This window comes from Streptomyces sp. NPDC059564, assembly GCF_042735575.1.
Taxonomy (GTDB): Bacteria; Actinomycetota; Actinomycetes; order Streptomycetales; family Streptomycetaceae; genus Streptomyces.
Window position 1 is genome coordinate 120,854 of sequence record NZ_JBHWBP010000001.1, and the last position, 12,200, is coordinate 133,053.

Sequence of the window (12,200 nt, forward strand, 5' to 3'; positions counted from 1 at the left end):
GAACATCTCCCCCCGGAGGCTCGCTATAAAGACGCTACATCATCACATGAGTGGCGAGATTTCCACAGGAGGGGGGGATGGACTGTACCGGCCATTGCCGGAATGGGACTTCTGGTGCTCTTCTCCCGTGTTCGCCCTTTTGGGAAAATGCGAGGCGTGTATCTCGTTCACGCCGAACTCCTGAACAGGAAGGCGGAGTTGTGTATCCCTCAGAACCTCGCGGATCTCCTTCGTGCCCTGGCGCACCCCGACGAGGGCGTGGAGCATGTGGTCGTCCACCCCCATCCGGGACACGGGGTGACGGTGGGCATCTACCTGTTGTCCGACCGTCTCAGGCACGCCGAGGAGACGGCGGCGAGACTGTGCGGACGCGCGGTGGCCGAGATCGGTCCGCTGTCGGGATGGCGGGTCGGACGCTCCGAGGCCCCGCTGCTGGCCCCGTACGGCCTCGACGGTCCCGATGACCTCGACGGCCTCATGGACTGAGCCCTGGGAAGCGGTCCGCTGACCGCTTCGGTCCAGGGCCCGTTCCGTCCACCGGAAGTCTCTTCCGAAGCCTTCTCCGCCTGACGAAGCTTTGCAGCACAGAAGGAACGACTCACCCACTTCGGAAGGGATTCCTACGTTGCTGCACTTTCGTCCCGCTCGCTGGGCCGCGATTCTCCTGACGGCCTTCGCCCTCCTGGCCCCGGCGCTCGGCCTCTCCGGCAACACCGCGGGATCCGCGGTCGTCGCCGACGCCCCCGTGCCGGGCGTCGTCGTCACCAGCGCCCCCGCGCCGGGCGACATGATCTGGGGCTGACCGCCGTCTCGACGCCACGGCGTTGACCGGTGGGGCGGGACGCGGGTGCCCGAGGTGCCCCTTCCATGACGTCGGACGGCATCGAGGCATCGGCCGTCGATGCCGTCCCGGCGTTCGTACGCGATGGCCCGCCCGGTCAGGCCGTCAGGTTCGTGACGACCCGCCGCGCCTGCGGCAGCAGCCATTCCGGCGCCGTGCCCCCGGGCAGCGCCTCCACCTCCTCGATCAACGCGGCGATCCGCGCGGCGCCCGCCGCCGGGCGGCCGAGCTCCTGATCGGTCCAGGCGGCGTTGTTCAGGCACTGGAAGCGGTCCTGGAGGTACTCGGGCCCGAGCTCCGTGTAGAGCGCGGCCGCCCGCTCCCAGAGCAGCACCTCCTCCAGCCGCAGCGCCTCGATCCCGGCCGCGCCCAGCGTGCTTCCGGCCGCGGCAGCGCTCCCCTCGTCGGGGAGCTCGGCGCCGACCCGCCGGTCCAGTACCTGCGCGAGCTGGTGCCAGGTCTGGGCCAGTTCCGACCGCAGCTCCGGCTCCCCCGGGTCCGAGACCAGGGCCGTCTCCAGTACGCGGGCCGCCTCGTCCATCCGGGCCCGGGCGGCCGCGACGGTGGCGTCGGTGACTTCCTCGCGCAGCCCCAGCCAGGCCAGCGAGCGCAGGATCCGGACTTCGCAGACCACGGCCTCCCCGGTCAGCCGGCGCAGTTCCAGGGCCCGCTCGTAGGCGGCGACGGCCTCCTCGGCCAGTCCGGCGTCGGACAGGCAGTCGGCGGCCGACTGGGCGAAGGCCGCCTGCGGACGCGGGTCCTCCCAGCCCTTGACCAGTTCCGCCGCCAGCAGGAACTGCTCCGCGGCGGCCCGTGACTCGCGCAGGTCCCGCAGCAGGTTGCCCAGGAAGTCCCGCGCCGAGACCGCCTGGCCCTCTCCGTGCTCCAGCAGGTCGGGCAGCGTGGACTGGAGGACCTCGGCCGCGTCGGCGGTCCGGCCCTCCCGGGCGTAGGCGCGGGCCAGCAGCAGCCGGGCCTGGGCCCCGCCGTCGGCGGTCAGGCCGGCCTGGTCGAACCAGTGCGCCGCCGTCAGGGCGTGCTCGGCGGCCTCCGCCGCCGCGTCCCGGCGCAGCAGGACGTCCGCCAGGGTGATCCGTACGACGGCCTGCTGCTCGGCGTCGGTCTCCTCCGCCGCGTGTTCCAGGCCGGACCGCGCCGCCTCCTCGGCCTCCTCGGGCCGCTCCAGGGACATCAGCACCCCGGCCCGCAGGACCAGCGGGTCCACCGCGTGCCACGGCCGGCCCGCCTCGACGGCACGGGCCGCGGAAGCCGCCAGCAGGGGCAGGGCCCGGTCGGTGTCGCCCCGGGAGAGCGCCAGCCGGCCCAGCATCTCCTCGGCCTCCGCGGCCAGGTCCGGGACGGCCCGCGCGTAGGAGGCGACGAAGGCGGTGAGTTCGGCCACCAGCACCTCGTGGCCGTGTTCGTGCTCCTCGCCGTGGTCCCGCGCCTGAGCGGCCTCGACCGAGCGCAGGTACGACTCCACGCGGATCCCGGACAGTTCCGCGTGCGCGATCCGCCGCGGCCGCAGCGGTTCGGCCGCGTCCAGCGCCTCGGCCGCGCGCAGGCCGGCCGCCAGCAGCTCACGGATCCGGCCCGGCTGCTCCCCGGACTGGGCGGCCGCGGCCGCCAGCCTCAGTTCCGCGAGGGCCGCGCGCTCCGCCTGCCCCAGCGCCCGGTACCCGTCGCGGGCCTCCGCCAGCAGCTGCCCGGCTTCCTCCGCGCCCGTCCGCGCGGCCGCCACGGCCCGCTGGTCGGCCACGTCGGCGGCGACGAGCGGGTCCACCTGTGACGGCGGCAGCGCGGAGATCCGTACGGCGATCTCGTCCCACAGGGCGTCCGCCCGCGGATGGCCCGAGTCGCGCGCGGTGCGGGCCCGTTCCACCAGCTCGGGGAGGCCGGCAACGGGCGCCGCCGGGCGGGCCGGAGCCGGGACGGGCGCCGGAGCTGCCGCCTTCGGCAGTGCGGCGCTGCGCACCCCCAGCGGGAGTACGCCGGCCAGCGGTTCCCGCTCGATCCGCTCGCGCAGCTCGTCCGAGACCCGGCCGGTGCCGTTGCGGGCGTCGAATCGGGCGGCGATGGCCAGGGCCTCGGTGTGCAGGATCCCGTACAGCTCGTCGACGGTGCGCGGGGTGCCCTCGTAGGGCACGGACGGGTCGGCGCCGTGTCCGAGCCGGTTCAGCCGGTGCAGCAGGACGAGCACCCCGCCGAAGAACTCCATCTGGGTGTCGACGTCCGCGAGGGGTCCGAGGAGCGCCGCGTGCTCGGAGAGGATCTCCAGGCCGCGGGCCTCGTTGCCGGTCAGGGCGCAGAACTCGATGTGCTCGCCGACCGAGCGCAGCAGGCTCTCCTTGCCCCGGGCCAGGCGGTATCCCCGCAGGTGGTGGGCGCGGGCCTCGTCGGTGCGGCCGAGGCGCACGAGGGGGAGCAGGGAGCGGGCGAGGACCCGGTGCGGTTCCTCCATGCAGGTCTGACCGCCGGTGAGGACCGGCTCCCAGAGTTCGATCGCCTTCTCGTCCTCGCCCCGCTCCGACCAGAACCAGCCCTGGGTGTGGGTCTCGCAGGCGTGGCAGTCGCTCATCGCGTCGCGGTCGGCGGCCCGCCAGCGTGCGACGGCCCGTTCGGCCCGCTCGCGGTCGCCGATGGCGTGGGCCAGGTAGAACTCGGACTGGCGCACGGCGCGCTCGCTGTAGCCGGCGATCCGGTAGCGCCGTTCCATGTCGTCGAGCCAGCGGGTGACGGTCTCGATGGGGATCTCGGGGGACTGGACGATCCGGCCGGCCACCCATTTGAAGCGCCAGAACAGGGAGTGGGCGTCGGAGCTGTCGAAGGCCGCCGGATCGCGGTCGTACTCCTGGAGGAGGCGTGCGAACGGGACCACCATGCGGGTGCGTTCGGCGCTGTACTCGTAGGCGTCGATCTGGGTGATCAGTGCCTGCCGGAACAGTCCGCGGTCGCCGCTGACCTCGGCGGCCGCGGTGAGGGCCTCGGCCTGCGCGTTGCGTGCCGCGCCGAAGGGGAGCCCGCGGTTCTGGTGGAGGGCGCGCCGGATCTCTTCGTTCGTCAGGGTGGTCACTTGTCGTCCTCCTGGGCCGGGGTGGAGTGGGTCGCCCATTCCAGGAGCCCGAGGAAGGCCCGGTTGAGCAGGGCGGAGTCCGCCGGGCGCAGCGGCCGCTGGGACATCAGCAGGGCCTGTCCGTAGAGCGATTCGACCGCCGTGCCGGTCAGGGTGGGGTCGGGGAGTCCGGCGATCCGCCGGATCAGCGGGTTGTTGTGGTTGAGGACCAGGCGGGCGCGCGGTCCGGAGCCGCGCAGCGAGCCGAGGATGCCGCTCCACAGCGAGTCGGCGCTCTCCAGTGCGGCGGTCCGGTCGCGTTCCTGGCGGGCCTGGCGGTCGTCGAGGTAGAGGGCGGGGACGGCCACGGGCTGGAAGGCGCGCAGGACGACGTCGCAGCTCTGGGGTTCCAGGCGGGTGCGGGCCGTGGACAGGAAGGAGGCGAGGGCCAGTTCGACGTCGGTGGGGACGGGGTCGAGGCGCTCGGTGACGGCTCCGGCGTCCAGCTCGGTGACCTTGAGCTCCGGGCGTACGGAGGGCAGCAGGGCCAGCAGGTCGGCGTCGTATGTGTACCCGGCGTTGATGACGCCCAGGCCGTGGGCCGCCGCGATCGGGGCGATCTGGCGGAACTCCTCGACGGTGCGGGTGAAGTGGATGTCGCTGTGCGCGGCCGCGAACTCCTCCAGGCTCATCGAGCCGTCGCTGGTCTCGAACGGGAGCCAGGGCAGCATCAGTCCGAGCAGCTCGGCGTCGTGCCGGGCCAGCGACTTCACGCCGAGGTGGTGGACGCTCAGGAAGGCGGCGAGCCGGTCGGGTTCGCTCGCGGCGAGTTCGGCCAGCCAGCTCCGGACGCGGGCGCCGAGGGCTTCGCGTACGGCGGCCAGGGTCTCGTCGTCGTAGAGGTTCTCGCGGGAGGCCGTGGGCCGCAGGGTGTCGGTGTCGAGGACGGCGCGGACGAAGAAGGCCCAGTCGGGCAGCAGGTTGTCGGCCTGGTCGGTCAGCAGCATGCCCTTGAGGTGGACGCGGTGTCCGGCGCGGTGGGCGGGGCTGGTCGGCTCGGGCAGGACGTACGCGACCCCGCGCACCCCGGCGACCGGCAGGTCGAGGTCGATGCTGTCGAGCGGGGTGAAGCCGAAGAGCGCGGCGCAGTGCCCGGCGAGCGCGACGCGGCGGGCGGCCGGGGTGGGGAAGGGCCGGTCCCACACGGCGGGCCGGTCGGTGACGTGGCGCGGGGCGCCGCCGAGGCCGTCGTCGAAGGTGATCTCGTAGGGCAGGAGGGAGCCGTAGTCACGGGCGAGCCGTTCGACGGTGGCGGGCTCGGTCCACTCCTCGGCGCCCGGGCGGGCTTCCAGGTGGACGGTGGTGCCGGGCTCGGGGCGGGCCTCGTGGGGCAGTTCGCGCACGGTGTACGAGCCGTCGTCCGTGGCGAGCCATTCCACGGGCGCGGCCAGGGGGTCGCGGGCGGAGCGGGTGACGACCCGGATCTGCCGGGCGACGACGAAGCAGGCGAGCAGGCCGATGCCGAACTGGCCGAGGAACTCCTGGCGGGTGGTCTCCAGGCCGTGGTCGCCGCCGCGCTTGGAGCTTCGGCCGATGGTGGCGAGGAGGGAGTGGGCCTCGGCGGCGGTCAGGCCTATGCCGGAGTCCTCGATGGTGACCCGGCCGGCGGACGCGGACAGGCGGATGCGGACGTGCGCGGCGGGCTCGTGGGCGTGGCGGGCGGTGACGGCGTCGACGGCGTTCTGCAGCAGCTCGCGGACGTAGACGCGCGGGCTGGAGTAGAGGTGGTGGGAGAGCAGGTCGACGAGGCCGCGCAGGTCGACCTGGAAGTTGTTGGTCTCGGTGTTGGCGTCGGCTTCGGCTGCGGCGTCGGCTTCGGCTGTGGGATCGGACGTCATGGGGTGTCACCTCGCGTGGTCACATGGGTGGTCGGTGATCGCGAGGTTCCCCCCTCACTGATCCCGGAACGAGGAACAGAGTAGGGGGATGATCCGACAGTCATCCCGGGAATTCCCTCTTGCGCCGTGCTACGAGAACCGCAGGAATTGCGGAGGCACGGAATCGGCGAGCCACACCCCGTTGGCGCTGATCCGGAACACGTGCCCGGCGGCCCGCATCGCGCCCGCGTCCACGGCCAGCACGACCGGCCGGCCCCTGCGCGCGCCCACCCGGGTCGCCGTCTCGCGGTCGGGCGACAGGTGCACGTGGTGGCGGGCCATCGGGCGCAGGCCCTCGGCGCGGATGGCGTCCAGGGCGGCGGCGACGGTGCCGTGGTAGAGGTACGCGGGCGGTTCGGCCTCGGGCAGGCCCAGGTCCACCGCCACGGTGTGGCCCTGGCTGGCCCTGATGCGGGTGCCGTCGACGGCGAAGCGCTGCTTGTCGTTGGCGGCGACCACGTGGTCGAGTTCGGCGCGGCTGACGGGGAACCCGTGCGCGGCCGCCGCGTGCAGGAGGGCGTCGATCTCCACCCATCCCTGGGGGTCGAGCACCAGTCCGATCCGTTCCGGCTGATGCCGCAGGTGTTTCGAGACGTATTTGGACACCTTCACGGTGCGTCTGTCGTCCATGTCCCCAGCTTGCCGGGTCGGACGGGGCGCGAGCAGCGGATTTTCTCCGTTCCGTTGAACACGGACCCCCTCTATCGCGTTTCCAAGATACGGAATACATTTTCCGCTGAACTGCTACCCAGGGGGAGAAACCATGCCGAACAAGCCTTCATTGCCACGTCGCGTGACGGCCGAACTCATCGGCACCGCGAGCCTGCTCGTGGTGGTGATCGGCTCCGGCATCCAGGCGGCTTCCCTCAGCCGCGACACCGGCGTCGCGCTGGTGGCCAATTCGCTCGCCTCCGCCATCGGCCTCGGGCTGATCATCACCCTGCTCGGGCCGCTGTCCGGCGCCCACCTCAACCCGGTCGTCACCCTCACCGCCTGGTGGGCCCGGCGGGGCGGCGGCGAGGGGCTCGACGCCCGTGAGGCCCTCGCCTACGCCGCCGCCCAGACCGCCGGGGCCATCGGCGGCGCCGTCCTGGCCGAGGCGATGTTCGGCCGCAGCCCGGGGACCTTCTCCACCCAGGTCCGCGACGGCGGCCACCTGCTGGTCGGGGAGGTCGTCGCGACCGCCGGACTGGTGCTGGTGATCCAGGGGTTCGGCCGCATCGGCCGGCCCCGGCTGATCCCGGCCGCCGTCGCCGCGTACATCGCCGCCGCGATCTGGTTCACCTCCTCGGGCTCCTTCGCCAACCCCGCGGGCACCGTCGGACGCGCCTTCAGCGACTCCTTCACCGGCATCGCCCCGCAGTCGCTGCCCGGCTTCGTCGCGGCCCAGGTGCTCGGCGGGGTCCTCGGGCTGGCCCTGGCGACCCTCCTCTACGGCCGCGAAGGCGGCGCCGGGACGGTCAGGGGCGCGGTGACGGGTACGGCCAAGGGAGTGGAGGCGCAGGCTCCGGTGGTCGACACGCCGGTGGCCGATATCCCCCGCACAGGCCCCTCTTTCGAGGCCCTCGCCTGAGGTTTGATCCTCGTTCCCCACAGGCGAACCGCAGTTGTCCACAGCCGTTTCGGTGGATTTCTGCGGCAAGCGTGTGATTCGCCCTGTGGACTACTGATCGAGCACTATCGGCCGCCCCTGCTGACCAGATCGTTCATCGTCCGGGCCTGAAGCTCCCGCTCGGTCGCGGCCCGGACGAACTCCGCGACGTGTTCGGATCCCACCAGCTCCTGCACCGCCCGCACCGTCTCGGCGGGCAGGGACACCGGCGCGGGCCCCGAGGGCTGAGCCCCGCCCGCCGCCCCCAGATGACGCTGAAGATGCCGGGTCGCGAACAGCCGCATCGCCCGCGCCAGCTCGGCGTCCACCGTCTGCTGGGCCAGCGGCCGCAGCCTGCGTACCATCGTCGCCGCCTCCGCCGCGTCCGCGTCGGTCGGCGGCACGTGCCCGAGGTAGCGGGCGAAGACGTGCTCCGTGGTGAACTCCAGGAAGCGCGAGGCGATGTGCTCCACCTGCCCGCGCAGCTCGCGCAGGTGCCCGGTGATCGCCGACAGCGGCACGCCGGCCGCGTAGAGCTCGGCCGCGACCGCCAGCTCCTGCGGGGACGGCACCAGGAACTCGTCCGGCCGTCCCGCGATCCGCTCCAGCACCCCCAGCTCGCACGCCTCGTCCACGGCGTCGTCGTCGGGCCGCCCGCCGAAGCGCTCGTTGAGGTCGGTGCGGCTGATCCGGGCCGCCTCCTCGTCGGTCCACGGCCCGTGCACCTCGGCCACCAGACCGAGTACGCCGCCCAGCCCGCGCCCCGCGTCCCAGGCCTCCAGCAGCTCCTTGATGGAGGCCAGGGTGTAGCCGCGGTCCAGCAGGTCGGCGATCTGCCGCAGCCGCGCCAGATGCGTGTCCCGGTAGACGTTGGACCGGCCGCGGCGCTCCGGCTTCGGGAGCAGACCGCGGTCCTGGTACGCCCGGATCGTGCGTACCGTCGCCCCGCTGTGGTGGGCCAGATCCTCGATCCGGTACTCGGCTACCGCCTGATCGGACAATCCCGGCTCCCTACGACATGGCGGCTCGGCCGACGGCGCCCGCCGCGGCCCGGGCGGCAGGTGACGCCGCCAGGTACTCGACCGCCCTGCGCAGCGAGCCCTCCTGCGAGGGATGGTACGACCGTCGCAGGTAGCGGGGTATGGCCGCGCCCAGCTCTCTCCACGCCGGCAGCAGCCCCCGGGCCACGGCCCGGTTGTGCCCGCGCAGCGAATAGCGCTGCCGCCGGGCCAGTTCGGGGTCGTGGCGCATCAGGTACGAGGCCCCCCACACCCACAGCCAGGCCAGCACCGGGGCCACCACCAGCATGCCCTCCACGCGGCGCGCGTAGCGCAGCGGGCCGGAGCCCCCGCAGTGCTCGTACATGTCGAAGGCGACCGAGCGGTGCTCCACCTCCTCCGCGCCGTGCCAGCGCAGCAGATCGAGCATGACCTCGTCCGCGCCGGCCCGGTCGAGGCCCTCCGCGCGCAGCACCCAGTCCCCGAGGACCGCCGTGAACTGCTCGATCGCGGCGATCAGCGCGAGCCGGAAGCGCAGCCACTCCTGTGCGCCGACCGGCGCCCCGAACGGCGGGCTCTCCCCCAGCAGCTTCTCGAAGAGGAAGTCCACGTGCCGCGTGTAGGCGGCGGTCGGCAGCCGCTGCTCCGCCAGGTGGTCCAGGACGTAGGAGTGCTGCACGCTGTGCGTGGCCTCCTGGCCCATGAACCCCTTGACGTCCTTCAGCAGCCCCGGATCGGTGACCAGGGGCAGCCCTTCCTTGAACACCTTCACGAACCACCGCTCCCCGGCGGGCAGCAGCAGGTGCAGGACGTTGATCACGTGGGTGGCGGTGGGCTCGTCGGGTATCCAGTGCAGCGGCGTGGCCTTCCAGTCGAAGGCCACCCGGCGCGGGGCGATCGGATACGGGCCCGCGCCGTCCACCGCGCTCACAGCCGGGGCTCCAGCTTCGCGAACCGCCGCAGCGTGCCCGGGGCGAAGCGGGACATCCACAGGGCGCCCTTGGACTCGGGGGTCACGGGCACCACGGCCTGGTTCTTCACCACGGCCGTCAGGATCGCGTCGGCGACCTTCTCCGGCGGGAAGTTGCGCAGCCCGTACAGCCGCGAGGAGCGCTCCTGACGGCGCTTCTCCTCGGCCGCGTCCACCCCGGCGAACCGGGAGGTGGCGGTGATGTTGGTGTTGACGATGCCGGGGCAGATCGCCGAGACGCCGATCGACTTGGCGGCCAGCTCGGCGCGCAGGCACTCGCTCAGCATCAGCACAGCGGCCTTGGAGGTGCTGTAGGCGGGCAGGGTCTTGGAGGGCAGGTAGGCGGCGGCGGAGGCGGTGTTGACGATGTGGCCGCCCTGGCCGCGCTCGGCCATCTGCTTCCCGAAGATCCGGCAGCCGTGGATGACGCCCCACAGGTTGACGTCGAGGACCTTCTTCCAGTCCTCGGAGGTGGTCTCCAGGAAGGGGCCCGACAGCCCGATGCCGGCGTTGTTCACCAGGACGTCGACGATCCCGTACTCGGCGGCGACCTTCGCCGCGAGCTTCTCCATCGCCGGCTCGTCGCTGACGTCGACGCACTCGCCCCAGGCCTCGGCGGCGCCGACCAGCCGGGCCATCTCGGCGGTGCGCGCCGCTCCCTCGGCGTCCCGGTCCACGGCCACGATCCGGGCCCCGGCCTCGGCGAACGCGAAGGCGGTGGCCCGCCCGATGCCGCTGGCGGCGCCGGTGACCAGCACCAGCTGCCCGCCGAACCGGTCGGCGTACCGGCCCGGGGCCTTCAGCTCGGGCGCCCGCACCCCGGGCTCCTCCCGCGCGGTCACGAACTCGCCGATCCACGCCGCCACCTGGTCCGGGCGGGTCCGCGGGATCCAGTGCTTCGCGGGCAGGGTCCGGCGCACCAGGTCCGGGGCCCACCGCTCCGTGTCGTCGTAGAGCCGCTCGGAGAGGAACCCGTCCCCGGTCGGGACGATCAGCTGCACCGGTACGTGCGCGTACGCGTCGGTGCGGGGCCTGCGCATGCGGGGCCGGACGTTGTCCCGGTACAGCCAGGCTCCGTGCGCCGCGTCCTCGGGGAGCGAGGCGGTCGGGTAGGAGCTGTCGGGGAGCTTCTCCGCCCGCTGGATCATCTTCGGCCACCGCTTGCCGAGCGGCCCGCGCCAGGCGAGCTCCGGCAGCGCCGGCGTGTGCAGCATGTAGACGTACCAGGACTTCGCGCCCTGGTTCAGCAGCTGCGCGGCCCGACGCGGGGTGGGCCGCTTCATCCGCTGGTTGATCCAGTGCCCGAAGTGGTCCAGGGAGGGGCCGGACATGGAGGTGAAGGAGGCGATCCGGCCCTCGGTCCGGGCGACCGTCGCGAACTCCCAGCCCTGTACGGAGCCCCAGTCGTGGCCCACCAGGTGCACCGGGCGGTCCGGACTGACCGCGTCCGCCACGGCGAGGAAGTCGTCGGTCAGCTTCTCCAGGGTGAAGCCCCCGCGCAGCGGCCGGGGCGCGGAGGAGCGCCCGTGGCCGCGTACGTCGTACAGGACCACATGGAAGCGGTCCGCGAGGCGCTCGGCGACCTCGGACCAGACCTCCTTGCTGTCCGGGTAGCCGTGGACCAGCACCACGGTCGGCCGGTCCGTCTCACCGAGCTCGGCGACGCACAGCTCGATGCCGCCCGTGCTCACCCAGCGCTCGCGCGCGCCCGCCAGTGCCGTACCCGCCGTACCGCTCATCCCGCTCATGCCGCCTTCTCCTCAGCCCAGCGCCGCACGTGCGGCAGGTCGTCGTCCAGCCAGAACGCGCTCTCCACGGGGTCCCGGGAATCGGTGACCACCAGGATCTCCTCGAACTTCGCGCCGGTGCCCCGGAATCCCAGGTGCGGCTCCACGGCCCACAGTCCGGGCTGCGGCGGATGGTCGGAGAAGTGGTACGGACTCCACAGCGGGGACCAGCCCTCGCGGTGCCCGTGCAGGGCGTCCGCGGCCAGGCCCTTGAGGGACCGGGTGCCGAACCCGAACGCGGTTGGGGACCAGCGCCGCTCCTCGACCCGGTCTATCTTGTGCGCGATCACGCCGAAGGGGTAGGCCCGGTGCCGGTTGGCGTACCCCTGGCGGGTCATCAGCCGCTCGACGTTCTCGTAGATCTCCCGCAGCGAGCGGCGTTCGCGTACCTGCTCCAGGATCAGGTCGCGGTGCGGGCGCAGGTCGGACATCAGCCGGTCCTGCACCGGGTGGAGGCCGAGGCTGCCGGAGTAGCCGATGTCGGCCGCGTACCCCCGGTGGACGGGGGCCATGTCGAGGATGAACGGCATGCCCGGCTCCAGCCGCCGCCCGGTCGGGAAGAACTGCAGGGGGATCTTGAAGTTGGTGAAGGCGGTGCGGTCGCCGAACCAGGCGAACGGCAGGTGGAACCAGTCCCGCACCCCGCGCTCGCGCAGCCAGTCGCGCTGCATCCGCGCCGCCTCGCGCTCGGTCACGCCGGGCCTGAGCTGCGCCGCCACCGTCTCGGCGCATGCGTAGGCGAGGTGCTGGACCTCCCGGAAGCCGCGCAGCTCGGCGGAGAGCCGCCCACGGTCGTGCGCGGTGCGTTGCTTGCTGTGCCCAGCCATGCCAGCCATGCCCGCCGTCCGTCCCTGTAGCCGTACGCGCCCGTAACCTGCCACTGATGAATGTGACAATGACTGGAGATCACGTCAAGGCCCGTGCACGCACCTGTGGACAAACTTGTCGCGTTCACGCCGGGCCGTATCAGCCTTCCGTCAGGGTCCGTAGTCCTCAAGGCTGATAAGCGATCCCGCTCCAGGTC

Annotated in this window: 10 protein-coding genes; 3 read left to right on the forward strand and 7 right to left on the reverse strand. The window is 72.8% G+C overall.

Translation table 11 applies throughout. The features are described 5' to 3' along the window. Window positions 1-156: 156 nt before the first annotated feature. Both ACFV0Q_RS00485 and ACFV0Q_RS00490 read left to right on the forward strand, forming a co-directional pair. Window positions 157-486: a hypothetical protein gene (locus ACFV0Q_RS00485; RefSeq protein WP_384998123.1), complete on the forward strand. Its 330-nt coding sequence runs from the start codon at window positions 157-159 to the stop codon at window positions 484-486. Window positions 487-625: 139 nt separating this feature from the next. Continuing rightward, on the forward strand, window positions 626-802 hold the full coding sequence (locus ACFV0Q_RS00490; protein ID WP_384998126.1) for a hypothetical protein: 177 nt from the start codon (window positions 626-628) through the stop codon (window positions 800-802). Between the two features lie 136 nt (window positions 803-938). On the opposite strand, the gene ACFV0Q_RS00495 is transcribed toward ACFV0Q_RS00490, so the two are convergent. From ACFV0Q_RS00495 to ACFV0Q_RS00505, 3 genes are all read right to left on the reverse strand, one after another. Then, the gene (locus ACFV0Q_RS00495) at window positions 939-3,914 is read right to left on the reverse strand and encodes a tetratricopeptide repeat protein (RefSeq protein ID WP_384998129.1); all 2,976 of its coding nucleotides are present in this window, start codon (window positions 3,912-3,914) and stop codon (window positions 939-941) included. Beyond that, a complete protein-coding gene (locus ACFV0Q_RS00500; protein WP_384998131.1) occupies window positions 3,911-5,791 on the reverse strand; it encodes an HSP90 family protein in 1,881 nt (626 codons plus the stop codon). The genes ACFV0Q_RS00495 and ACFV0Q_RS00500 overlap by 4 nt, the downstream gene beginning before the upstream one ends. Window positions 5,792-5,920: 129 nt before the next feature. Further along, window positions 5,921-6,460 (reverse strand): RNA 2'-phosphotransferase, encoded by a 540-nt coding sequence (locus tag ACFV0Q_RS00505; RefSeq protein ID WP_384998134.1) that lies wholly within the window; start codon window positions 6,458-6,460, stop codon window positions 5,921-5,923. Window positions 6,461-6,593: 133 nt separating this feature from the next. Between ACFV0Q_RS00505 and ACFV0Q_RS00510 the strand changes: the two genes are divergently transcribed. Continuing rightward, window positions 6,594-7,403 (forward strand): aquaporin, encoded by an 810-nt coding sequence (locus ACFV0Q_RS00510; RefSeq protein WP_384998137.1) that lies wholly within the window; start codon window positions 6,594-6,596, stop codon window positions 7,401-7,403. 104 nt (window positions 7,404-7,507) lie between these two features. On the opposite strand, the gene ACFV0Q_RS00515 is transcribed toward ACFV0Q_RS00510, so the two are convergent. Genes ACFV0Q_RS00515 through ACFV0Q_RS00530 form a run of 4 tightly spaced genes read right to left on the reverse strand, consistent with a single transcriptional unit; the run spans window position 7,508 to window position 12,003 of the window. Next, window positions 7,508-8,422 (reverse strand): MerR family transcriptional regulator, encoded by a 915-nt coding sequence (locus tag ACFV0Q_RS00515; RefSeq protein ID WP_384998140.1) that lies wholly within the window; start codon window positions 8,420-8,422, stop codon window positions 7,508-7,510. Between the two features lie 10 nt (window positions 8,423-8,432). Beyond that, window positions 8,433-9,350: a metal-dependent hydrolase gene (locus ACFV0Q_RS00520; RefSeq protein ID WP_384998143.1), complete on the reverse strand. Its 918-nt coding sequence runs from the start codon at window positions 9,348-9,350 to the stop codon at window positions 8,433-8,435. After that, window positions 9,347-11,128, reverse strand: coding sequence for an SDR family oxidoreductase (locus tag ACFV0Q_RS00525; RefSeq protein ID WP_384998275.1), 1,782 nt, complete (start codon window positions 11,126-11,128; stop codon window positions 9,347-9,349). The genes ACFV0Q_RS00520 and ACFV0Q_RS00525 overlap by 4 nt, the downstream gene beginning before the upstream one ends. 5 nt (window positions 11,129-11,133) lie before the next feature. Continuing rightward, window positions 11,134-12,003, reverse strand: a complete 870-nt coding sequence (locus tag ACFV0Q_RS00530) for a M24 family metallopeptidase (protein ID WP_384998278.1) — start codon at window positions 12,001-12,003, stop codon at window positions 11,134-11,136. Window positions 12,004-12,200: the final 197 nt, after the last annotated feature.